The sequence below is a fragment of the Microbacterium salitolerans genome (genome assembly GCF_019720895.1).
In the GTDB taxonomy this organism is placed as follows: domain Bacteria; phylum Actinomycetota; class Actinomycetes; order Actinomycetales; family Microbacteriaceae; genus Microbacterium.
Genome location: NZ_JAHKSH010000001.1, coordinates 198,875 through 221,369 on the forward strand (window position 1 = coordinate 198,875; position 22,495 = coordinate 221,369).

Below are 22,495 nucleotides of genomic sequence, written 5' to 3' on the forward strand. Positions count from 1 at the left end.
CGTCAGCGTGCGAGGGGCTCGCGCCGGCCGCTCTGCTGGCGCATGATGCGGTCGATCAGAGGGAAGTCAGCGCCGCGGACGGCCCCGAAGTAGTGCGCGTTGAGGTGGTCCGACGCGGCGGGCAGCTCGTCGCCCGCATCGTACGTGCGGTAGTCGCCTCCCGCGCGCTTGAGGATGAACGCGGCCGCGGCGACGTCCCACGGGCTCGCGCCGAGCGAGAACGTCGCGTCGGCCCATCCTGCTGCCACGTGACAGAGCGAGATCGCGCTGCTGCCGAACGTGCGCACGTGCGCGAAGGTCTCGAGCAGCTGCCCGAACGAGTCGAGGGCGTCGGCGCGGCGCACCCGGAGGTCGCGGTGCGACACGAAGCCCGGGACGATCGTCGCGCGCTCGGCGGTCGTCGCCCCTTCGGCGCGCAGCGGCTCGCCGTCGAGGAACGCCCCGCGCTCGTCGGCGCGGAACATCTGATCGGCGACCGGATCGTAGACGACGCCCGCGACGACCTCGCCGTCGATGGCCGCCGCGACGCAGACCGTCCAGAGGGCGATTCCGCTCGCGAAGTTCGCCGTGCCGTCGATCGGGTCGATGTACCACGTGACCTCGCCGTCGCCCGTGGAACCGCCCTCCTCGCCGACGATGCGCGATCCCGGAACCTCGCGCTCGATGACCGCGCGCACGTGCTCCTCGCTGCGCTTGTCGAACAGCGTGACGGGGTCGTGGAAGTCCCGCTTCTCGTCGACGACGAGATCGCGAACCCGGAACCCTTCGAGAGCGATGGCGCCGGCGCCGCGCGCGGCGGTCTCGGCGATCTCCGCAAGGCGGACGGAGGTCGCGGTCATGCGGCGGTCGGATCCTCTTCGTCGGCGGTGCGCTGTCGAGACGCCTTCAGCAGCGCCGTCGTGCGGGGGCCGAGACCGAGCTCGGCCGCAGCGGTGAGCTGCTCGTAGGTGTCGACGTCGCGGCGCAGCGACGTCGCCGCGACGAGGTCGAGCGGCTCGTGCCCGGCTTCGCTGTGGTGGTGCGCCGAGTCGGCGCCGAAGTGCGACTCGAACGTCACGGGCGTGCGCCACGTGACGAGGGTGGAGCCGTGGCCCTCTTCGTCGCGGACGAAGGCGCGCTCGTGGTGTGCGGCGGCGTCGAGCGCGGCGTCGAGATCGGCGCTCGTGAGCGCGGGCAGGTCGCCGAGCATCGCCGCGCGAGGGGCCTGCTCCGCGCGCTCGAGGCCGGCGCGCACGGCGCCGTTGAGCCCCATTCCCGGGTCAGCGATCCAGCGCGCCGAGGGGATCAGGTCGACGCCCGCCTGCACATCGGCATCGCTCGTGACCGCGATGACCTCGTCGACGTGCGCCGCCTTCGCGGCCGCATCGATCGTGTCGAGGGCGATCGCGAGCGCCAGCCGCGGGCGATCCGTGCCCGGCAGATCCAGCCTCGACTTCCCTGCGGCGGTTGTCTTGACGGGGATGACGACGGACCACTTCACGAGGCCACCTTAGCGCGCAGCTTCGGCAGGACCTCGCGCCCATAGAGCTCGAGGAAGTCGGCCTGATCGTGGCCGGGGTCGTGGAAGACGAGGTGCGTGAACCCCATGTCCAGGTATGTCTGGATCTGCGCGATGTGATCGTCGGGGTCGTCCGAGACGATGAAGCGGCTCGCGGCGCGCTCGATCGGCAGCTCCTGTGCGAGCCGCTGCATCTCCATGGGATCGGACGTGCCCATCTTCTCCTCGGGTGTGAGGGCGAGCGGCGCCCAGAAGCGCGTGTTCTCGAGGGCCTTCTCGCGGTCGGGACGCAGCGAGACCTTCACCTCGAGCATGCGGTCCACGGATCCGGGCTCGCGGGATCCCTTCTCGAGGCCTTCCTCGAACGCGGGGAGGAGCTTGTCGGTGTAGAGCTCGGGCGCCTTGCCGCTCGTGGTGATCCAGCCGTCGCCCATGCGCCCCGCGAGGCGCGTCGCCGCGGGCCCGGATGCGCCGATGTAGATGGGCACCTCCTGGTCGGGGCGGTCGTAGATCGTCGCGCCCTTGACCGTGTAGTAGGTGCCCTCGTAGGTCACGCGCTCGCCCCGCCACAGCTCGCGGATGAGGAGGATCGCCTCCTTCATGCGCTGGAAGCGCTCGGGCGGATCCGGCCAGTTCTGGCCCAGCGTGACCTCGTTCAGCGCCTCGCCGGTTCCGACGCCGAGGATCATGCGGCCCGGGTAGAGCGACCCCAGGGTGCCGAACTCCTGCGCGATGACGCCGGGGTGATAGCGGAACGTGGGCGTGAGGACGGACGTTCCGAGCAGGATCGACGTCGTGGCCTCGCCGGCCGCGCCGAGCCAGGGGAGCGCGGCGGGAGCGTGCCCGCCCTCGTGCATCCAGGGCTGGAGGTGGTCGCTGAGGAAGACGGAGTCGAAGCCGTTCTCCTCGGCGCCGACGGCGTAGTCGAGCAGCTCGCGCGGGGCGAACTGCTCGGACGAGGCCTTGTAGCCGAATCGGAAGGGGACGGTCATGGGATGACTCCTTCGTTCTGCAAGAGGGGCGCCCCAGAGGGCCTCGCGCGATCGAGCCGCGCACGGAAGTCAGCGACCGTGCCGGGCCACAGCAGGGCGAGCCTGCCGCTGCGATCGTCAACGTACCAGTTGATGCACCCGCCGGTCAGCCACGGAGTACGGGCCGCGCGCGCGGACACATCGGCCGTCGACGCACGCTCCTCCTCGCCCGTGACGCGCACGGGATCCGGGAAGGCGAACGGCGCCGCGGCCCGCTCCGCGATCAGCGACGCGGCGAACTCCGCCTGCGCCTCGGAGATCAGGACCGACGAGTTGTGGCCGAGAGACGCGTTCGGGCCGTTGAGCACGTACATGTTCGGGAAGCCCGCGACGAGCGTCGAGGCCACGGCGGTCATCCCCGTCGCCCAGTGCGCGTCGAGCGTGGTGCCGCGTTCGCCCGTGACGAGGTGCGCGTAGGGCTGCCTCGTCGTCTCGAATCCCGTCGCGAGCACGAGCATGTCGGCCTCATACGCGGATCCGGATCGCGCCACGAGACGGGATCCGCGCACCTCCGCGAGCTCGGAGGGTTCGAGGACGACGGATCCGCTCGCGATCGCCGGGTAGAAGTCGTCGCTCAGGAGCACGCGCTTGCAGCCGAAGGCGTAGTCGGGCGTGAGGGCCGCGCGGAGCTCGGGATCGGGGACCTGGCGCGCGAGGTGGGCGAGCGCGACGTCGCGCATCGCGGACGCGGCGACCTCGTCCCCCGAACGCGAGGCGAAGCGGGCCTCGCCGTCGACGAAGAGGGCGTCGCGGTGGGCGGCGAGCGCGGCCGGGTCCTCGGCGAATCGCTGCCGATCGGCGGCGTCGACGGGGTGGTCCCCGCGGGGCACGATCCACGCGGGCGTGCGCTGGAACAGGGTGACGCGGGCGCCGCGACGAGCGAGTTCGGGGACGAGCTGGATCGCGCTCGCGCCCGTGCCGACGACGGCGATGCGGCGCCCCGCGAGGTCGTCGTGGGGCGCCGCGGCGTGGTCCCAGCGCGCGGAGTGGAACAGCGTCCCCCCGAACGTCGCGAGTCCGGCGATGTCGGGGATCCGCGGCTCCGTGAGGCGGCCGGCGGCCAGCACGAGATGGTCGGCGACGATCTCTCGCCTGCATGACGACGGCAGATCGACGCCGGCTCCGCGTTCTCGGTCTCCCTTCTGCGGACCCGCTTCGGCGCTGCCGTCTTTGTGCGTCGGCGAGCTTGTTGAGATGCGCCAGGAGCCGCCGTCCCAGCGCGCGTCGGCCATCGTCGTGCCGAGCAGCAGGTGCTGGTCGAGGCGCTCATCGGCCACCACCCGCTCGAGGTAGGACTGGATCTCGGATCCCGGCGCGAACACGCGCGACCAGTGCGGCCACGGGTGCGAGGCCAGGCCGTAGAGGTGCGAGGGCACATCGCACGCGATGCCGGGGTAGGTGTTGTCGCGCCATGTGCCGCCGATGCGGCTCTCTCGTTCGAGGATGACGAACGACTCCACGCCCGCCTCGCGCAGCGCGAGAGCCTGTGCGATGCCCGCGAAGCCCGCGCCCACGATGACCGCGTCGACGTGCAGCGCGTCAGCCACGGCTCACCTCGCCGTACGTCGTCGTGCGCCGCCGCAGCGGCCGGAACAGGGGCTTCAGGAGAGAGCGCGCCGCGTCGAGGGTCAGCTCCTGCCCGGCCTCGACGCCGCTGAGCGGTCCGACGCGGCCGTCGCGCAGCGTGCCGCCGAGATCGTCGCCGCCGGCGTTCAGGAGCTCCGCGGTCGTCGCGAGGCCGTGGCGCGTCCAGGGCAGCTGGATGTGGGGGATCGAGCCGGTCAGCATCAGGCGCGACACGGCCGCCATCGCGCGATGCTCGTCGAGATCGCGGCGCCCCTCGACGAGGGGGCGCCCCCAGCCCGGCATCGGGATCGGCACGAATTCGTTGAAGCCGCCGGTCTCCGCCTGGATCGCGAGCAGCGTGCGCAGGTGCGCGATGCGCTCGGCGGCCGTCTCGACGTGCCCGTAGAACAGCACCGACGTCGACGAGAATCCCGCGCGGTGCGCCGCGCGGATCGTCTCGACCCACCGGTCGATCTCGAGGTCGGACGGCATGATCTCGCGGCGCACGCGCTCGCTCAGGACCTTCACGCCCGTTCCGGGGACCGTGTCGACGCCCGCCTCGCGCATCGCGGCGAGGGCGCCGTCGAGGCCGAGTCCCGAGCGGTCGGCGAGGTCGGCGATGTCCTGCGGGCGGAACGCGTGCAGGTGGATCCGCGGGGCCGCGCTCCGGATCGTGCGCGCGATGTCGAGGTACGACTCGGGCGCGAGAGACGGATCCACCGTGCCCTGCACGCAGATCTCGGTGAGACCCAGATCCTGCGCGTCGCGGGCCATGTCGGCGAGCTGCTCGAGGTCGTACCCGCCGGCGTCGGACGACCGGAACAGGGAGCCGGCGATGTTGCGATTGTCGACGATGCTCACGGCCTCGCCGACCGTGTAGCGGCGCACGTCGTCCGCCGTCTGCACGAGCGCCTCGAGCTCGTCGCCCGTTGCGGTGAGCAGACGTTCCCACTCGGTGTCGTCGAGCGACGCCGGATCCTGCGCCGCGCGCTCGATGACGGCCGCGATCAGCCCGCCCGGCGCGCTGAGGGTCGGCGTGTGGTCGGCGAGATCCTCGTCGGCGACATCGTGCCGCACCGTTCCCTCAGGGTGTGCGCCCTCGCGGGCGAGGCCCGACGGATCCGCCAGCGCGTCGACCGCGCCCCGCAGCGATTCATGGATCCACGCGTCGCCGAGGAACTCGGGGTGGGCCGTGAGGCGCTCGCGCAGCGTGAAGCCGAGCGCGCTCGTCTCGCGGGCGAGATCGTCGAGGTGCGGCCACGGCCGCTCGGGGTTGACGTGGTCGGCGGTGAGCGGCGACACCCCGCCCCAGTCGTCGGCGCCCGCGCGCGCGAGCAGCTCGAGCTCGACGACGTCCTGCAGGTTCGGCGGCACCTGCACGCGCATGCGCGGCCCGAACACGAGGCGCATCACGGCGACGGCCGCGACGTACTCGAGCAGCTCGGCGTCGGGGACGTTCTGCATCGCCGTGCGCGGCTTCGCGCGGAAGTTCTGCACGATGATCTCCTGCAGGTGCCCGTGCCGCTCGTGCGCCTCGCGCAGGGCGATCATCGACTCGGCCCGGTCGCGGAGCGTCTCGCCGATGCCCACGAGGATCCCCGTCGTGAACGGGATCCTCGACGCGCCCGCGTCGTCGAGGAGCCGCAGCCTGACGTCTGGATCCTTGTCGGGGGATCCGTAGTGCACCTCGCCCTTGTTCTCGTACAGCACGCGGGACGTCGTCTCGAGCATGATGCCCATCGACGGGGCGACCTCGCGCAGCCACGCGAGCTCGTCGGGGCGCATGACCCCGGGGTTGAGATGCGGGAGGAGGCCCGTCTCCTCCCGGATGAGCCGCGCCATCGCGCCGACGTAGTCGAGGGTCGACGTGTAGCCGTGCTCGTCCAACCAGGCGCGGGCCTCCGGCCAACGGTCCTCCGGCCGGTCGCCGAGCGTCAGCAGCGCCTCCTTGCACCCCTGCGCCTGGCCCTGCCGCGCGACCGCGAGCACCTGCGCGGGGCTCATATAGGCCGGCTTGCGCTTGGCGAGCAGCTGCCCCGGGGTGTCGACGAAGACGCAGTAGTGGCACCGGTCGCGGCAGAGCGTGGTCAGGGGGACGAACACCTTGCGCGAGTAAGTGATGATCCCCTCGCGTCCGGCGAGCCGCAGTCCCTCGTCGCGGGCGCGCGACGCCGCGTCGAGCACGCGCTCGAACTCCGCGCCCGTCGCATGCAGGAGAGCCTCGGCATCGTCGACGTCGAGGCGCTCGCCGCGGTCGGCGCGAGCGAGGGCGGCCGTGAGGGGAGACGGATCCAGGAGGGTCATCACGACAAGTCTTCCACTGCGCGGGCCCGGGGGCTCGTGTCGCTCCGAGTCGGACGCCCGGTGCGCGTGACAGAGCCCATCTCGGGCGGGGGAGTGCCAGGATGGTTCCATGACTCGGCTGCTCGTGGATTCCGACACCTTCGAGGTGCAGCTCGCTCCCGCGGAGCGACTGCTCGCCCTGCGCAAGGAGAGCGTGCGCGTCGACCGCGCGCACATCGCCAAGGTGCAGCTGACGGAGGAGCCGTTCACGTGGCTGCGCGGCGTCCGCGCGCCCGGATCTCACATCCCGAATGCGCTCGCCTACGGCACGTGGCGCTCGGTGTTCGGCAACGACTTCGCCGCCGTGCGCAAGGGGCGGCCGGGCGTCGTGATCGACCTCGAGGGCGACGAGGACTTCGCCCGCATCGTGGTGTCGACCAACCACGGCCTGGCGCTCCTCAAGGCGCTTCAGCGCGAGGGCGTCGACACCGGAGACGTCGCCGACCTCGACGCGGAGTAGACGGCGGCGTTCGCTAGTCCTCGTCGCGCTTGGCCGACAGGCCGAACGTGGCGCCGGAGAAGCCGAGCGTGCTCTTCGGCTCGGGGACGCCGTCGAGGGGACCGAACATCTCGCGGAGCTGAGCCTCCCACTCGTCCTTCGCGGCAGCCTGCTCCTCCTGCGTGACGACGGCGGCCTCCATCGCCTCCGCGTCGGCGTCGAGAGCCTCCGCGGTCGCGAAGGCGGCGCGCACCTCGGGTGACGTGCCCTCGAGGGGATCCTCGGAGCCGGCGTCTTCGTCGGCAGCCGGGGCGTCCGTCGGCTCGTCGGCGTCCGCCTCTTCATCCGCGCGGTCCTCGTCGCGGGGCGCGAACGGGTTCGGGAGATCCTCGTCGTCGTCCTCCGGCGTGCGCACCGAGGTCGCGAGGCCCGCGAGCGCACCGATCCCGGGCAGCGCCGCGCCCGCGCGGGGGTCGTCGTCCTCGTCAGATGCGTCGTCCGATTCGGTCGCGCCGTCCGAGGGGACATCGGACTCGCTGATGTCGTCGTCCGACTCGTCGTCCGCGGAGGCATCGCCCGCGTCGTCCGCGGAGGCGTCGATCTCGTCTTCCGCGTCGTCGTCGCCCTCGCGGGTGTCGGCGACGTCTGCATCCGCCTCGTCGTCACCCGCCGTGTCGATCTCGCCGGTGAGGATCGCGTCGAACTCGTCGTCGTCGGCAGGTGCGTCGTCGTGGTCTTCCGGCGTCGCGTCGGCGGTCTCCTCGACGTCGTCTCCCGATGCGTCGGATCCGCTCTCGCCGCTCGCGGCTTCCGGATCGCCCTCAGCCACGATATCGGCGAAGGCCCCCGTGAGCGTCATGGGCGCGAGGGCGGCCGTGCGGGCGGGTGCGGTCCACGTGCCGTCGATGATCTGCAGATAGATGTCTTCGAGGGTCGGACCGCGCTGTGTCAGCGTCTTGAGGGCGACGCCCGCCTCGGCCGCCAGCGTGCCGACCTCGGCCGTCGTGGTGTCGTCGATCGCGATTCCCGAACGCAGGATCCGGTAGTCGAGTCCGGCCGCGTCGAGCACCTTCGCGAGGGATCCGCGGTCGTCGGAGTCGACCGTGACGATGCCGCCTTCGGCCTCGCTCAGGAGCTCGATCGGGCCCTCGAACAGCAGTTGCCCCTCGTTGAGCACCAGAAGCGAGTCGGCGACCTGCTCGACCTCGCTGAGCAGGTGCGACGACATGAGCACGGTGCGGCCCTCGTCGGCGAAGCGGCGCATGAGCAGGCGGATCCAGCGGATCCCCTCGGGGTCGAGCCCGTTCGCGGGCTCATCGAAGACCAGCACGCTCGGGTCGCCGAGCAGCGCCTGCGCGACGGCGAGACGATGCTTCATCCCGAGGGAAAGGCTGCCGATGCGCATGTCGCCGACGTCGGCGAGGCCGACGATCGTCAGGACCTCGCGCACGCGACCCGCGCCGACGCCCACCTGCTTGGCGGCCTTGGCGAGATGCTTCGCCGCCGTCTTGCGGCGGGCGCGCTCGAGCGTGGCGATCGACATGACGGATCCGATCGCGGCCGCGGGGCGCACGATCTGGGTGTACGTCTTGCCGCCGATCGTCGCGGTGCCTCGCGTGGGGCGCAGCTGTCCGAGCAGGATGCGCAGCGTGGTGGTCTTGCCGGCGCCGTTCGGGCCGAGGAACGCGGTCACGCGGCCGGGGTCGATGCGCACTGTGAGACCGTCGACGGCCGGCACGTCGCCGAACACCATCGACACGTCGGAGAATTCGAGCACTTTGCCGTCGCTCACGCGCACCTCCTCAGGTCATCGCGGGTCCACCCCATCTTGGCGGATAACCCTTGGCAGATGTGGGAAGCCCACGCAGGTAACGTGTGGCGGGTGACCGCGAACGACGCCGAGCGCATCCTGACCCGCAAGCAGAACGGTGTGGGGCGCATCACGCTCGACAGGCCCGAGGCGCTCAACGCGCTCGACCTCGGTATGGCGCAGGCGATCATGCGCGCGCTCGACGGGTGGCGCGAGGATCCGGACGTGCAGGTGGTCCTGCTCGACGGCGCGGGCTACCGCGGCTTCTGCGCGGGCGGCGACGTTCGGGCGCTCCACCGGGCGCTCGCGTCGGGCGACTTCACTCCGGGCGACGAGTTCCTGCGGCACGAGTACCGCACGGACCTCGCCATCGCCGAGTATGCGACCCCCATCGTCTCGATCGCCGACGGCGTCACGATGGGCGGAGGCATCGGCCTCGCGAGCCACGCGCACGTGCGCATCGTGACCGAGACGGCGTCGCTCGCGATGCCCGAGACGCGCATCGGGTTCACCCCCGACGCCGGCGGCAGCTGGCTGCTCGCCCACGCGCCCGGCCGCATCGGCGAGTACCTCGCGCTTACGAGCGACACGATGGGGCCCGCCGATGCGATCTACGCCGGATTCGCCGACCACTTCGTGCGCCGCGCCGATGTCGGGGCCGTGCGCCACGCCCTCGAGACACGGGCCGATCCGGCGACCGCGACCGAGCTCGTCATGCTGTTCGACGAGACGCCAGAGGAGGGCGATCTGCGCGCGGCGCGCGAGTGGATCGACGAGGCGTTCGCCATCGACACGGCCGAGGGAGTGGTCGACCGGCTGCGCTCTCTCGCCGAGGATCCGCGGTGGAGCGGACGGCGGATCTCCCCGGCGACGGCGCTGGCCGCACTCGAGGAGCGCCCGCCGACCGCGCTCGCCGTGACCCTCGCCGCGATCCGCTCGTCGCGCGCCCTGCGGGGCCTGCGCGAGGCGATCGACCAGGAGCACCGCCTCGTCACCTGGTTCGCTGAGACGCAGCCCGACATGCTCGAGGGGATCCGCGCGCAGATGATCGACAAGGACCGCGCGCCGCGGTGGAACCCCGCGACGTTCGCGGATCTGTCCGATGACATCGTCGGCGACGCGTTCTCCTACGAGCCCGCGCGCCCGCTCTTCGACTGAGCGGCGGCCCGGCGGTCGCATCGCGGCGGCGTTCCGCGCCGTTACGCGAGGTCTACCCGCGCGCAATGTCGCGTGCATAGGGTGGGGGCGGCCGTGGATCCAACCCCGGCCGAGGAGGACGACTCATGGTGAGCAGGAAAGACTTCGGAACCTACGGCGTGTGGCTGTGGGAGGGCGCGTGGACGCCGGGGACGGCGGCAGTCGCCGAACGGCTCGGCTACGGCACGCTGTGGATCGGCGGGTCCCCCGATGCCGATCTTGCGAGCGTCGAGGCCGTGCTCAACGAGACCGAGCACGTCACGGTCGCGACCGGGATCGTCAACATCTGGAAGTCGGACCCCCTCGATGTCGCCGCCTCGTACCTGCGGATCGCCGACGAGCACCCCGGCCGCTTCGTCGTCGGCATCGGCTCCGGGCACCGCGAGGCGTCGCCCGAGCGCGTCAGGCCGCTGGCAGCGCTGAAGGAGTACCTCGACGTCTTCGACGCCGAGGGCGTCCCCGCCGACCAGCGCCTGCTCGCGGCGCTCGGCGACAAGACGCTCGCGCTGTCGGCCGAGCGCTCACTCGGCGCGCACCCGTACCTCACGACGCCCGCGCACACGGCGCACGCGCGGCAGATTCTGGGCGATGCCCTGCTGGCCCCCGAGCTGAAGATCTCGCTCGACGCCGACCAGGAGACGGCCCGGATGGCGGCGCGGGCGTACCTCAAGAAGTACTTCCGCCTCGAGAACTACGTGAACGCGCTCCAGCGCTTCGGAATCGAGGCGAGCGCGTTCGACGACGGCGGATCCGACGAGCTCATCGACATCGTCGCCGCGAACCCCTCGGCGACAGCGGCGGCCGCGGGCCTGCAGCGGCACCTCGATGCGGGAGCCGACCACGTCAGCGTGCAGCCGATCGGGAGCGACGTGCTCGGCACGCTCGAGCAGGTCGCCGACGTGATCGGCCTCACCGACGACGTGGCCTGATCCGCACGACGCGGGTCCGTTCGTGTGACGCGTGTGGCCCTTCCGGCGCGTGTGAAGGGTCGTGGGCGTCACTTGGGAGCGGGGGCTGGACCGGGGGATCCGTTCGTGTGACGCGTGTGGCCCTTCCGGCGCGAGGGAAGGTGCGTAGGCGTCACTTGAGTTCGCCGTGTGCGCCCGGCTGGCCGATGGAGCCGTCGTCGGCGGCGCGGGGGCGGCGCGGGTCCGTTCGTGTGACGCGTGTGGCCCTGCCTGTGCCTGGGAAGGGGCGTACGCGTCACTTGAGTTCTGGGCCCTGGCCTGTGGATCCGTGCGTGTGACGCCACCCTCGCGTGACGACGCGGGCCCCGGCCGATCGGCCGGGGCCCGCGTCATGCGTGCGTCAGCTCTCGTCGACGGGCGGCGGGCCGCCGACGACCGGGACCTCGGCCGTTCCGAGCGATTCCTCGATCGCCTCGACCTCGTCGAGGTCGACCGCGGCGTGCTCGAATTGGCTCTGGTAGAGCCGCCAGTACGCGCCGCGCTGGGCGATGAGCTGCGCGTGGTCGCCCTGCTCGACGATGGATCCGTGCTCCATCACGAGGATGAGGTCGGCGTCGCGGATCGTCGAGAGGCGGTGCGCGATGACGAACGACGTGCGCCCCTCTCGGAGCGCGGCCATCGCCTGCTGCAGCAGCAGTTCGGTGCGGGTGTCGACCGAGCTTGTGGCCTCATCGAGGATGAGCACCTGCGGGCGGCGCACGAAGGCGCGGGCGATCGTGATCAGCTGTCGCTCGCCGGCGGACACGTTCGCCGCGTCCTCCTCGAGCATCGTGTCGTAGCCGTCGGGCAGCGAGTGCACGAACCGGTCGACGTAGGTCGCCTCGGCGGCCTCGTGGATCTCGTCGTCGGTCGCGTCCTCGTTGCCGTAGCGGATGTTGTCGCGGATGGATCCGGCGAACAGCCACGGATCCTGCAGCACCATGCCCGTGCGCGACCGGAGGTCGCCGCGCCGCATCTGGCCGACGTCCTGCCCGTCGAGCAGGATGGCGCCGCCGTCGACTTCGTAGAACCGCATGAGCAGGTTGACGAGCGTCGTCTTGCCGGCGCCCGTCGGCCCGACGATCGCGACGGTGTGCCCCGGCTCGACGCGGAACGACAGGTCGTCGATGAGCGGCTGGTCGTCGCTGTACGAGAACCGCACGTTCTGGAACTCGATGACGCCCTCGCCGCCCTCCGGCACCGTCGGAGCGTCGTCGGCATCCGGATCCTGCTCGTCTTCGTCGAGCAGCTGGAACACGCGCTCCGCCGACGCGGTGCCCGACTGGACGACGGGCAGCATGCCGCCGAGCTCGGTGAGCGGCTGCGTGAACTGCTGCGAGTACTGCACGAAGGCCTGCACGTCGCCGATGCGGATCTGGCCGCCCGCGACCATGATGCCGCCGAGCACGGCGATGCCCGCGTACGTGAGATACCCGACGAACTGCATCGACGGCATCATCACTCCCGAGAGGAACTGGGCCTTGAACGATGCCCGGTAGAGCTCTTCGTTCTCTTCCTGGAAGGCGTCGCTGACGGCCTTCTCGCGCCCGTAGACCTTGACGAGCGCGTGGCCCGAGAACGACTCCTCCACGCGCGAGTTGAGGCGGCCGACCTTCTTCCACTGCGACTGGAAGGCCTTCTGCGACTTCGGCCCGATGACGCCCATGATGACGCCGATCAGCGGCAGGGAGACGAGCGCCACGAGCGCGAGCTGCCACGAGATCGAGAACATCATGCTGATGACGCCGACCACCATGAGGAGCGACGTGAGCGCTCCCGACAGCGACTGCTGCAGGGTCTGCGTCATGTTGTCGACATCGTTCGTGACGCGGCTGATGAGCTCACCGCGCTGCACGCGGTCGAAGTGGCTGAGCGGCAGGCGGTTGATCTTCGCCTCGATCTGCTCGCGCAGGCGCCACATCGTGCGCACCATGATGACGTTGATGATGTAGCCCTGCAGCCACTGCAGAATCGCGGAGAGGACGTAGATCGACATCGCCCAGACCACGATGACGCGCAGACGGTCGAAGTCGACGCCCTCGCCCGGTGCGAAGTTGTCCATGGCCGCGACCATGTTCGCGAACTCCTGCTGGCCCGAGGCCTCGAGCGCGGCGACGACCTCCTGCTGGTTCATCCCGTCGAAGTTCGCCCCCATCGCGGCTGACATGACGCCCTCGAAGACGACGTTCGTCGCCTCGCCGAGCACCTTCGGGCCCGCGACAGCCAGCACGACGCCGATCGCACCGAGGATCGACGCGAAGATGAACGCCCACTTGTAGGGGGCCAGGAGCTTCACGAACCGCACGAAGCTCGGCCAGAAGTTCTCCGGCTTGCCGCCTGCCGGACCATCCCAGCCGCCGCCGTCCTGGCGTGCCTTCTCGGCGAGTTCGGCTTCGATCCGCTCCTGATCGGTCAGGACCTCGTCCTGCGTCTGGACGCTCATGCGGACACTCCGCTCTCGTCGGCGCTCTTCTGAGATTCGACGATCTCCTGGTACGTCGTGCTGGTCTCGAGCAGGTGCTCGTGGGTGCCGAGACCGGCCATCTTCCCGTCGTCGATGACGACGATGCGGTCGGCGTCGGTGATCGTCGACACGCGCTGCGCGACGACGATCTTGGTGACGTCGGGCAGTTCTCGCCAGAGCGCCTGGCGGAGCCGCGCGTCGGTCGTGAGATCGAGCGCCGAGAACGAGTCGTCGAAGACGAGGACGTCGGGCTGATGCACGATCGCGCGGGCGATCGCGAGGCGCTGGCGCTGGCCGCCTGACACGTTCGTGCCGCCCTGCGAGATGGGGGTATCGAGCCCCTGCGGCTTCTCGCGGACGAAGTCGGCCGCCTGGGCGATCTCGAGGGCGTGCCAGAGCTCGTCGTCGGTGGCGTCTTCGCGGCCGAAGCGCAGGTTGGTCGCGATGGTCCCGCTGAACAGGAACGGCCGCTGCGGCACGAGTCCGATGCCCGTCCAGAGCACGTCGAGGTCGGCCTCGGCCACGTCGACGCCCTGCACGCGGACGGATCCGCTCGTCGCGTCGAACAGTCGGGGGATCAGCGAGATGAGCGTCGTCTTGCCCGCTCCGGTCGAGCCGATGATCGCGACGGTCTCGCCGGGATCCGCGCGGAAGCTGATGCCCGACAGCACCGGCTGCTCGGCGCCGGGGTAGGTGAAGGACACGTCGTCGAACTCGACGCGACCGGGAGCCGGCATCTCGGTGACCGGCTGGTCAGGGCGGTGGAGCGTCGTCTCGCTCGCGAGCACCTCGCCGATGCGATCGGCGGAGACCGCGGCGCGCGGGATCATGATCGCCATGAAGCTCGCCATCATGACGCCGCCGAGGATCTGGCCGACGTACTGCATGAAGGCGAACAGCGTGCCGATCTCGGTGTTGCCTGCGTCGACCTCGATGCCGCCGAACCACACGACCCCGACGATCGTCACGTTGAGGACGAGCATGACGAGCGGGAACATGAGCACGAACAGCGAGCCGACCTTGCGGCCGACGATCATGATGTCGGTGTTCGCGAGGCGGAAGCGCTCCTCCTCGATCGATTCGCGCACGAAGGCGCGCACGACGCGCACGCCCGTGAGCTGCTCGCGCATGACGCGGTTCACCGCGTCGAGCTTGGACTGGTAGCTGCGGAACAGCGGCACCATGCGGCTGATGATCACGCCGGCGGCGATGAGGAGCGCGGGGATCGAGACCGCGAGGATCCAGCTGAGCCCGACGTCCTGTCGGACGGCCATGATGATGCCGCCGATCGCCATCATGGGCGCCATGACGAGCATCGTCGCGCTCATCATCGCGAGCATCTGCACCTGCTGCACGTCGTTCGTGTTGCGGGTGATGAGGGATCCGGAGCCGAAGGACGACACCTCGCGCTCGCTGAACCCGGAGACGCGGGAGAAGACGTCGTGACGGATGTCGCGGCCCAGGCTCATGGCCGCGCGGGCGGCGCAGTACGTCGCGATGATCGCGGCGAGGATCTGGCCGAGCGCGACGAGCAGCATCCACATGCCCGTGCGGATGATGTATGGCACGTCGGCGCTGGCGACGCCGTTGTCGATGATGTCGGCGTTGAGCGTCGGGAGGTAGAGAGCGGCGAGGGCCGAGCAGAGCTGGAAGACCAGCACGCCCAGCAGAAGGAAGCGATACCGCTTGAGGTATCTGAGGAGGAGTTTCCAGAGCACTGAAGAAGCCAACCAGGAACCCCTGACATTCGGAAGCCAGGCGGCATTAATGGACCTGGTCTCGGGGGAAATCCCCACCCTTCATCCCGGTATCCGCTGGGGGTGCGCGTCACACCACCCGCGTATGCCCGGGAAGGGGATCCGGATCCTCGGTGAGCAGGGCGGCGAGCACGAGCGCGCCGTCGAGGGGCGACCCCTGTGCTCCGACGACCGAGACGCCCGGGCGCGCGTCGCGCACGTGCGTGAGGACCCCCTCGGTCAGCCGCGTCGCGCCGCTCAGCCCGCCGGTCAGAGCCACCCGTTCGGGAACCCCCGGGACGAGCGCTGCGGTGAGCGAGCGGGCGAGGTGGCGGGCCGCGTCGGCGAGGACCTGCGCGGAGGCGTCGTCATCGGCCTCGAGCACCTCGGGCACGAAGGAGCCGAGGATCCGCGCGCGGTCGACGGCGCGGTACACGTGGCCGGGCCACTCGAGGGGCGGGCCGAAGCGCCGCGTCGCCCGCGCGGCCAGTGCGGGCGCATCGGCGCGCCGCCCGTCGAGCTGCTCCGCTGCCGCGCGCAGGGCCTCCATTCCGATCCAGGCGCCGGATCCGAGGTCGCCCAACAGGTGGCCCCACCCGTCGACGCGATGCCATGTGCCCGAGAGGTCGGTCCCGAGGGCGATCGCGCCGGTTCCGGCCGCGAGCACGGCGCCCGGCTCGCCGCCGAGCGCGCCGAGGTGCGCCGTCACGATGTCGCTCGTCACGACGGCGCGGGCGGCGTCGAACGCGCGAGCGATGTCCGGCGTGAGCGCCTGCGGATCCTCCGCGTGCGTCGACAGGCCCGCGGCGCCGATCGCGACGGCCGCGATGGGCGCGCCGTCCGCGAGCTCGCGCGCCCGGGCACCGAGCTGTGCGACCGCGCCCCGTGGGTCCGCCGCCACGACGGACGCGGGAAGCGTCGGCAGCTCGGCGCGAGCGGACGCGGCACCCCGCAGGGCGAGCCGCGCGCCGGATCCGCCGATGTCGACGCCGACGGTGATCATCCGCGCATCGCCTCGCGCACGGATCCGTCGGCCGCCCGCAGACGCGTGCGGGCGTCGTTCGCCGAGACCTCGGCGAACGACATCACGATCGCCGTCTTGACCTCGCCATCGGATGCCTCGAGCGTCGCGGCGGCGTCCTCCTCGCTCATGCCGGTCGCCTCGCAGAGGATCCGCACCGAGCGCTTCCGCAGCTTGTCGTTCGTCGCGACGACGGAGACCATGAGATTCGACCACGTGCGGCCGACCGCGATCATGAGCGCCGTGGAGAACCCGTTGAGCACGAGCTTCTCGGCGGTGCCCGCCTTAAGGCGCGTGGATCCGGTGATGACCTCGGCGCCCGTCTCGGTGATGATCGGCACGTCGGCGAGCGCGGCGAGAGGGCTCTCGGGGTTGCTGGTGACGAGCGCCGTGGCGGCTCCCACGGCGCGCGCCGCCTCGAGCGCCGCGCCGACGTACGGCGTCGTGCCGCTCGCTGTCAGGCCGATCGCGACGTCTCCCGCGCCGACCTCCGCGGCGGCCTCCGCGCCCTCGGATCGCGAGTCCTCCGCGTCCTCGACGGCCTGCACGATGCCGCTCTGTCCACCGGCCATGTGGGCGATGACGCGCCCCGGCTCGAGGTCGAACGTCGGCAGCAGCTCGGCCGCATCGAGCACGCCGAGGCGCCCGCTCGTGCCGGCGCCGAAGTAGTGGATCCGCCCGCCGGCGCGGAATCGCTCGGCCGCGATGTCGACGAGCCGGGCGAGGGCGTCGAGCGTCGGGCCGACGGATCGCGCCGCGACGATGTCGTGCTCGTGCAGGACCTGGAGGACCTCTCGGGTCGACTTCTCGTGGAGATCGCGCGAGGCGTCGAGGCGCCGCTCGGTCGGGGGAAGGATGCTCGTCATGCGCTCTCTCTCGCCGTGCTGAAGCCGGGGCAGGCCCACCGGTGAAAGAAAAATTACCGCAGACGTGCAAGATGCGGTAAGAATTTTCATAACACGACTCGCAAGGAGGCGCCGTGCAGAACATCTTCGTCCGCATGAGGCGACAGCTGCACGCGTTCAGCAATGCTGAGCGACGCGTGGCAGAGACGGTGCTGGCCGACCCCGCGGTCGCCACGGCATCGACCATCACGAAGCTCGCCGAGGCGTGCGGGACGTCGGCCGCGACGGTCGCCCGGTTCTGTCGCTCGATGGGTTTCAGCGGGTATCCCGAGTTCCGGCTCGCCGTCGCGTCCGCGGTCAGCCGCGACAAGGCGGCGCTCGACCTGTTCCGCATTGACGACGCCGAGATCGATTCCGATGACTCGGCCCGCGACGTCGTGACGAAGGTGGCCTACCGCGAGGCGAAGGCGGTCGAGGACACGGCGCGCCATATCGACCTGCGGGCGCTCGACGACGCGGTCGCCGCCATCCGCGACGCGCGCCGGATCCACATCTACGGCGTGGGATCCAGCGGGATCACGGCGTTCGACCTCGAGCAGAAGCTGCAGCGCGTCGGGCTTCCCGTCTGGTCGATCGCGGATCCCCACCTCGCCCTGACGAACGTCGCGCAGTGCGGTGCGGGGGACGTCGTCATCGGCATCTCGCACTCCGGGCAGACGCCGGAGACCTACGAGGTGCTCGCGCTCGGCCGGAAGCGAGAGGCGACCGCGATCGCGATCACGAACGTGCCGTCGTCGCGCGTCGGGCAGGAGGCGGATCTCGTGCTCGCGACGAGCGCGAGCGAGTCGGTGTTCCGTGCGATGTCGAGCGGCATCGCGCAGCTGGCGATCGTCGACTTCGTCATGGTCCGGCTGCTGCAGCAGTCGTTCCCCATCGCGAGCGAGCGGCTGGAGGAGTCGTATCGCGCGCTCCGCGCCCATAACGAACGGATGTAGAAGCGGCATCAGATGTTGAAAATTTGTTGCACGGCCGAAACACTCGACGAATAATCTTTCCGAGATCTTCCGCCCGCGGCACCCGCCGCGCCGAACGATGGAGTTTCTATGCGGTCTCGTTTCATCACCACAGCAGCAGTGGGCACCGTCGCCCTGCTCGGCCTCGCCGGTTGCTCCGGCGGGGGATCCTCGGAGGGCGGTGACTCCTCCGGGGGCTCGCTCGACGTCTGGATCATGCAGGGCACGAACCCCGACGGCGAGGCGTTCTTCGACGACGTCGCCGCCGCTTTCGAAGAGGAGACGGGTGCGACGCTCAACGTCGAGTTCGTCCAGTGGGCCGACGCCCACGACCGCTTCGTGACCTCGATCGCGGGCGGCACGACGCCCGACATCGCCGAGACGGGCACGACCTGGACCGCGGAGTTCGCCGACGCCGGCGCGCTCGCGCCGATCGGCGACTACGTCTCCGAGGCGGGACTCGAGGGCGACCTCGTCGAGGGCCTCGTCGAGGCGGGCACGTATGACGACGAGCTCTACGGCATGCCCTGGTACGCCGGTGTGCGCTCGATCGTCTACCGCGCCGATGTCTTCGAGGAGCTCGGGCTCGAGGCGCCGACCACCTGGGACGAGATCGTCGCGGCCGGCGAGGCGATCGAGGCCGAGCACCCCGACATGAACGCGTTCGCCGTACCGGGCGGCGCCGAGATGGTCACGTACCCGTGGGTGTGGGGCGCGGGCGGCGAGGTCGCCACGCAGAGCGGCGACGAATGGACGAGCGAGCTCGACAGCGCCGAGTCGGTCGAGGGCATCGAGTTCTTCACCGGTCTCGCGACCGAGCACGGATTCTCGTCGGCCGGTGCGACGACGTGGAACGAGGTCGACGTGCTCGACAGCTTCGCGGCGGGCGACACGGCGATGGCGGTGATGGGATCCTGGACTCCCTCCGCCATCGTCGAGCAGAACCCGGATCTCGAGGGCAGCATCGCGGCTGCTCCGATCCCCGGCAAGGACGGCGGCATCGCGCCCAGCGTCCTCGGCGGATCCCACCTGTCGATGTTCCAGACGGCCGACGACAAGGACCTCGCGTGGCAGTTCCTCGAGCTGATGACGACGGGCGACTTCGCCGAGCAGTGGGGTGAGCAGAGCGGGTACTTCCCCGGTCAGACGTCGCTGCTCGAGTCGGTCATGTCGAGCGACGACCCGCTCGTGGCCCCGTTCGCGACGCAGTTCGTCGAGGGCGGTGCGACGCTCCCCGTGACGCCCGCGTTCGGCGCCGTGCAGGCGAAGGAGACGACGAACACGGCGATGCAGTCGATCCTCTCGGGCGACAAGGACGCGGAGAGCGCCATGGGCGACGCCGCGACCGAGATGACCGAGATCCTCAACCAGGAGTGACGACGATCTCGTGACCGCACCACTCACCACGGCCCCCTCCGGCTCGCGTGCCCCCCGCCCGCGGCCCGGAGGGGGTCCTCTCGGCGCGAAGGCCCTCACCCGGATCCGTCCCTGGGTCCTGCTCGCGCCCGCCCTCGCGGTTCTCGCCGTGCTCATGCTGTGGCCGCTCGTCCGCGTCGTGCTGTTCTCCCTTCAGGACTACGGCCTGCCGGAGATCGTCTCGGGAGAGAGCAACTGGAACGGCGTCGCGAACTACAGCGAGCTGTTCACGAGCGACCAGCTGTGGGCCACCGTCCTCCCCAACACGATCGGCTTCGCGGTGCTCGCCGTCGTCTTCACGGTCGCGCTCGGAACAGCCGTCGCGGTGCTCATGGCATCGCTCGGGCGCTTCTGGCGCACGGTCGTCGGCAGCGCGATCATGGTCGCGTGGGCGATGCCCGCCGTCACCGGTACGTACGTCTGGATCTGGATCTTCGACGCCGACCGAGGGATCGTCAACCAGTCGCTGATGGCGCTCGGGCTCATGGACGACCCCGTCAACTGGTTCACGAACCGCTACTCGTTCTATGCGATCGCGCTGATCAACGTCGTGCACCACGGTTTCCCGTTCGTCGCCGTGACCGTGCTCGCGGCGCTCCTCGGCGTCTCGAAGGAGATGCTCGAGGCGGCCGAGGTCGACGGGGCGGGTCCGTGGCGCCGGTTCTGGCAGATCATCGTGCCGAACCTGCGCCAGGTGTTCGCCGTCGTGATCATCCTGTCGACGATCTGGGACATCAAGGCGTTCGCGCAGATCTACCTCATGCCGGGTGGATCGGGCTCCAACCGCGACGTGCTCAACCTGGGCGTGTGGTCGTACGTCGAATCGTTCGGTCAGAACCGCTACGGGTTCGGATCCGCGATCGCCGTCGTGCTCACGCTGCTGCTCGTGCTCATCACGGTGTTCTACGTGCGGGCGCTCATGAAGGAGGACGAGCTGTGAGCCGTCACACCACCCGGCGCCGGACGTCCTCGGCCGTCAAGGCCGTGCTCGTCGTGCTGCTGCTCGCGTTCACCCTGTTCCCCGCGTGGTGGATGGTGTCGAGCGCGTTCATCCCGAATCCGTCCGCGCGGACGTCGCTCGGCATCAGCGAGTTCACGTTCGAGCACTTCGAGTACGTGCTGTCCGACGGCGGATTCGGGGTGTTCCTCCGGAACTCCGCGATCGTCGCCGTTGCCGTCGTGCTCGTCAGCGCCCTGCTCGCCGTGCTCGCCAGCGTCGCGGTCGCCCGCTTCCGGTTCCGATTCCGCACGGGGATCCTCATGATGATCCTCATCGTACAGATGGTGCCGCTTGAGGCGCTCGTGATCCCGCTGTTCGTGCAGGTGCGCGACCTCGGCATGCTCAACACCCTGCTGGGCCTCGTGATCGTCTACATCGCCCTCTCGCTGCCGTTCGGGATCTGGATGCTGCGCGGCTTCGTCGCCGCCGTCCCGGTCGAGATCGAGGAGGCCGCCTACCTCGACGGCGCCACGTGGGGGCGCATGTTCCGATCGGTCCTGCTGCCGCTCGTCATGCCCGGCCTCGTCGCGACGAGCATCTTCAGCTTCATCACGGCGTGGAACGAGTTCGTCTTCGCCATGACGCTCCTCGGCGGCGAGACGAGTCAGTACACGGTCGCGATCGGTCTGCGGCAGTTCTTCGGCGAGCACTCGAACGAGTGGGGCGCCATCATGGCGGCCTCGACGATCATCACGCTGCCCGTCATGATCTTCTTCGTGATCGTGCAGGGCAAGCTGTCGAGCGGCCTCGTCTCGGGCTCGGTCAAGGGATGAGCACGTCGCTCCTGCGCCTCGCGAACGGCGTGCTGTGGCCGGGGTTCCTCGGCCGCGGCACGCCCGACTGGATCCGCCGCGAGCGCGACGCGGGGCTCGCGGGCGTCGTCCTGTTCGCGCAGAACATCGGGGCGGATCCCGTGGAGGCGCCCGACGGCTTCCTCATCGGCCTCGACGAGGAGGGCGGCACCGTCACCCGCCTCGACGCGGAGACAGGATCCACGGAGCTCGGCCCGCACCAGCTCGGCGCGCTCGACGAGATCGCCGTGACGCGCACGGTCGGGGAGCGCCTCGCTCTCCGCTCGGCGGAAGCGGGCGCGAACGTCGTCATCGCGCCAGACGCCGACGTCAACGCGAATCCGCTCAATCCTGTGATCGGCACGCGGGCGTTCGGCGCGGATCCGGCGCTCGTCTCGCGACACGTGCGCGCGGCGATCGAGGGGATCCACGCGGGCGGGGCGATCGCCGTGCCGAAGCACTTCCCCGGCCACGGCGACACCGCGACCGACTCGCATCACGGCCTGCCCGTCTCGGAGGCGTCGGAGCGGGCGCAGCGCGACGTGCACCTTCCGCCCTTCGCCGCGGCGATCGCGGCGGGCGCGCGCATGATCATGACCGCGCACCTCGTCGTGCCCGCGTGGGGCGACGACCCGGCGACGGCGAATCCGCGGGCGCTCGCCGAGCTGCGTGCCCTCGGCTTCGACGGCGTCATCGCGAGCGACGCCCTCGACATGGGGGCGATGCAGGAGCGCTTCGGGGCGGACGCGCCCGTGCGAGCGCTCGCCGCGGGCTGCGACCTGCTGTGCATCTCGAACCCGGCGAACCCCGGCAGCTCGGGCGACGCCGAGGCCGACTTCCTCGCCGTCCGCGCGCGGGTCGTCGCCGCCGTCCGGTCGGGCGAGCTGCCGCTCGCACGGCTCGAGGAGGCGTCCGCGCGCGTGTCGGCGCTGCGCGAGCACGCCGCCGGGCTCGACGCGACGGGACCTGCTCCCGACATCGACGCGGCGGCGCTCGCCCGGCGCGCGTGCCGTGTCGACGGATCCGTCGCCCCGCTTCCCGGGCCGCGCACCGTGATCGACGCGCGGGCCACCGCGACGTGGGCCGTCAGCTCGACCGGATCCCGGTACGCAGACGTGCTCGCGCGCGGCGGATCCGTCGTCCGGCCGGACGACCTCATCGAGGCGGAGCGCCCCGTCGTGCTCGTCGATCGCGCCGCCCGCTCGGACCAGGTCGCCGCGATCGCGCGCGTCGCCGAGCGGCACCCCGGCGCGGTCGTCGTGAACCTCGGCGTCGAGCCGCCCGCGCCGCTGCCCGTCGCCGCGATCCACGCTCGGGCCGCGAGCCTGCTCGCGGTGCAGGCAGCCGAGGCGATCCTGCAGGACAGGGCGTGACGATG

18 protein-coding genes are annotated in these 22,495 nt (G+C 70.8%); 8 read left to right on the plus strand and 10 right to left on the minus strand.

The window, feature by feature from the left end:
- Positions 1-2: 2 nt before the first annotated feature.
- Genes KOL93_RS00940 through cofG form a run of 5 tightly spaced genes read right to left on the minus strand, consistent with a single transcriptional unit; the run spans position 3 to position 6,399 of the window.
- Complete coding sequence (locus tag KOL93_RS00940) at positions 3-839, minus strand: inositol monophosphatase family protein (protein WP_221583434.1); 837 nt, start codon at positions 837-839, stop codon at positions 3-5.
- Positions 836-1,480, minus strand: coding sequence for a 2-phospho-L-lactate guanylyltransferase (gene cofC / locus KOL93_RS00945; protein WP_221583435.1), 645 nt, complete (start codon positions 1,478-1,480; stop codon positions 836-838). Before cofC ends, KOL93_RS00940 begins: the two co-directional genes overlap by 4 nt.
- Positions 1,477-2,490: a glucose-6-phosphate dehydrogenase (coenzyme-F420) gene (gene fgd, locus KOL93_RS00950; protein ID WP_221583436.1), complete on the minus strand. Its 1,014-nt coding sequence runs from the start codon at positions 2,488-2,490 to the stop codon at positions 1,477-1,479. Before fgd ends, cofC begins: the two co-directional genes overlap by 4 nt.
- Positions 2,487-4,076, minus strand: a complete 1,590-nt coding sequence (locus KOL93_RS00955) for a flavin-containing monooxygenase (protein ID WP_308291494.1) — start codon at positions 4,074-4,076, stop codon at positions 2,487-2,489. Before KOL93_RS00955 ends, fgd begins: the two co-directional genes overlap by 4 nt.
- Positions 4,069-6,399 (minus strand): 7,8-didemethyl-8-hydroxy-5-deazariboflavin synthase CofG, encoded by a 2,331-nt coding sequence (cofG, locus tag KOL93_RS00960; protein ID WP_221583437.1) that lies wholly within the window; start codon positions 6,397-6,399, stop codon positions 4,069-4,071. The genes KOL93_RS00955 and cofG overlap by 8 nt, the downstream gene beginning before the upstream one ends.
- Positions 6,400-6,508: 109 nt before the next feature.
- Between cofG and KOL93_RS00965 the strand changes: the two genes are divergently transcribed.
- A complete protein-coding gene (locus tag KOL93_RS00965; protein ID WP_221583438.1) occupies positions 6,509-6,898 on the plus strand; it encodes a hypothetical protein in 390 nt (129 codons plus the stop codon).
- Positions 6,899-6,911: 13 nt separating this feature from the next.
- Here the strand turns inward: KOL93_RS00965 and KOL93_RS00970 are convergent, their stop codons facing one another.
- The gene (locus KOL93_RS00970; RefSeq protein ID WP_308291495.1) at positions 6,912-8,669 is read right to left on the minus strand and encodes an ABC transporter ATP-binding protein; all 1,758 of its coding nucleotides are present in this window, start codon (positions 8,667-8,669) and stop codon (positions 6,912-6,914) included.
- Positions 8,670-8,759: 90 nt separating this feature from the next.
- Here KOL93_RS00970 and KOL93_RS00975 point away from each other — a divergent pair, with 90 nt between their 5' ends.
- Positions 8,760-9,845: an enoyl-CoA hydratase/isomerase family protein gene (locus KOL93_RS00975; RefSeq protein WP_308291496.1), complete on the plus strand. Its 1,086-nt coding sequence runs from the start codon at positions 8,760-8,762 to the stop codon at positions 9,843-9,845.
- A gap of 125 nt (positions 9,846-9,970) precedes the next feature.
- A complete protein-coding gene (locus KOL93_RS00980; RefSeq protein WP_221583440.1) occupies positions 9,971-10,813 on the plus strand; it encodes a TIGR03620 family F420-dependent LLM class oxidoreductase in 843 nt (280 codons plus the stop codon).
- Between the two features lie 379 nt (positions 10,814-11,192).
- Here the strand turns inward: KOL93_RS00980 and KOL93_RS00985 are convergent, their stop codons facing one another.
- The 4 genes from KOL93_RS00985 to KOL93_RS01000 all read right to left on the minus strand — a co-directional run bounded on the left by KOL93_RS00985 (position 11,193) and on the right by KOL93_RS01000 (position 16,918).
- Complete coding sequence (locus tag KOL93_RS00985) at positions 11,193-13,274, minus strand: ABC transporter ATP-binding protein (RefSeq protein ID WP_221583441.1); 2,082 nt, start codon at positions 13,272-13,274, stop codon at positions 11,193-11,195.
- On the minus strand, positions 13,271-15,013 hold the full coding sequence (locus tag KOL93_RS00990) for an ABC transporter ATP-binding protein (RefSeq protein WP_221583442.1): 1,743 nt from the start codon (positions 15,011-15,013) through the stop codon (positions 13,271-13,273). Before KOL93_RS00990 ends, KOL93_RS00985 begins: the two co-directional genes overlap by 4 nt.
- Before the next feature lie 109 nt (positions 15,014-15,122).
- Positions 15,123-16,034, minus strand: coding sequence for an N-acetylglucosamine kinase (locus KOL93_RS00995; RefSeq protein ID WP_221583443.1), 912 nt, complete (start codon positions 16,032-16,034; stop codon positions 15,123-15,125).
- Positions 16,031-16,918 (minus strand): N-acetylmuramic acid 6-phosphate etherase, encoded by an 888-nt coding sequence (locus KOL93_RS01000; protein ID WP_221583444.1) that lies wholly within the window; start codon positions 16,916-16,918, stop codon positions 16,031-16,033. The genes KOL93_RS00995 and KOL93_RS01000 overlap by 4 nt, the downstream gene beginning before the upstream one ends.
- Positions 16,919-17,031: 113 nt before the next feature.
- Here KOL93_RS01000 and KOL93_RS01005 point away from each other — a divergent pair, with 113 nt between their 5' ends.
- The 5 genes from KOL93_RS01005 to KOL93_RS01025 all read left to right on the plus strand — a co-directional run bounded on the left by KOL93_RS01005 (position 17,032) and on the right by KOL93_RS01025 (position 22,490).
- Positions 17,032-17,892, plus strand: coding sequence for a MurR/RpiR family transcriptional regulator (locus KOL93_RS01005; RefSeq protein ID WP_221583445.1), 861 nt, complete (start codon positions 17,032-17,034; stop codon positions 17,890-17,892).
- Between the two features lie 108 nt (positions 17,893-18,000).
- Positions 18,001-19,287, plus strand: coding sequence for a sugar ABC transporter substrate-binding protein (locus KOL93_RS01010; protein WP_221583446.1), 1,287 nt, complete (start codon positions 18,001-18,003; stop codon positions 19,285-19,287).
- Between the two features lie 10 nt (positions 19,288-19,297).
- A complete protein-coding gene (locus tag KOL93_RS01015) occupies positions 19,298-20,266 on the plus strand; it encodes a carbohydrate ABC transporter permease (RefSeq protein WP_374107094.1) in 969 nt (322 codons plus the stop codon).
- Positions 20,263-21,099, plus strand: coding sequence for a carbohydrate ABC transporter permease (locus KOL93_RS01020; RefSeq protein WP_308291497.1), 837 nt, complete (start codon positions 20,263-20,265; stop codon positions 21,097-21,099). Before KOL93_RS01015 ends, KOL93_RS01020 begins: the two co-directional genes overlap by 4 nt.
- Complete coding sequence (locus KOL93_RS01025) at positions 21,096-22,490, plus strand: glycoside hydrolase family 3 N-terminal domain-containing protein (RefSeq protein WP_221583447.1); 1,395 nt, start codon at positions 21,096-21,098, stop codon at positions 22,488-22,490. Before KOL93_RS01020 ends, KOL93_RS01025 begins: the two co-directional genes overlap by 4 nt.
- Positions 22,491-22,495 lie beyond the last annotated feature (5 nt).

What these genes read in the sequence shown, in the direction of transcription:
- KOL93_RS00940 (WP_221583434.1), bottom strand. Translation starts at nt 839, where the DNA reads ATGACCGCGACCTCCGTCCGCCTTGCGGAGATCGCCGAGACCGCCGCG.
- fgd (WP_221583436.1), bottom strand. Translation starts at nt 2,490, where the DNA reads ATGACCGTCCCCTTCCGATTCGGCTACAAGGCCTCGTCCGAGCAGTTC.
- cofG (WP_221583437.1), bottom strand. Translation starts at nt 6,399, where the DNA reads ATGACCCTCCTGGATCCGTCTCCCCTCACGGCCGCCCTCGCTCGCGCC.
- KOL93_RS00965 (WP_221583438.1), top strand. Translation starts at nt 6,509, where the DNA reads ATGACTCGGCTGCTCGTGGATTCCGACACCTTCGAGGTGCAGCTCGCT.
- KOL93_RS00980 (WP_221583440.1), top strand. Translation starts at nt 9,971, where the DNA reads ATGGTGAGCAGGAAAGACTTCGGAACCTACGGCGTGTGGCTGTGGGAG.
- KOL93_RS00985 (WP_221583441.1), bottom strand. Translation starts at nt 13,274, where the DNA reads ATGAGCGTCCAGACGCAGGACGAGGTCCTGACCGATCAGGAGCGGATC.
- KOL93_RS00995 (WP_221583443.1), bottom strand. Translation starts at nt 16,034, where the DNA reads ATGATCACCGTCGGCGTCGACATCGGCGGATCCGGCGCGCGGCTCGCC.
- KOL93_RS01000 (WP_221583444.1), bottom strand. Translation starts at nt 16,918, where the DNA reads ATGACGAGCATCCTTCCCCCGACCGAGCGGCGCCTCGACGCCTCGCGC.
- KOL93_RS01010 (WP_221583446.1), top strand. Translation starts at nt 18,001, where the DNA reads ATGCGGTCTCGTTTCATCACCACAGCAGCAGTGGGCACCGTCGCCCTG.
- KOL93_RS01025 (WP_221583447.1), top strand. Translation starts at nt 21,096, where the DNA reads ATGAGCACGTCGCTCCTGCGCCTCGCGAACGGCGTGCTGTGGCCGGGG.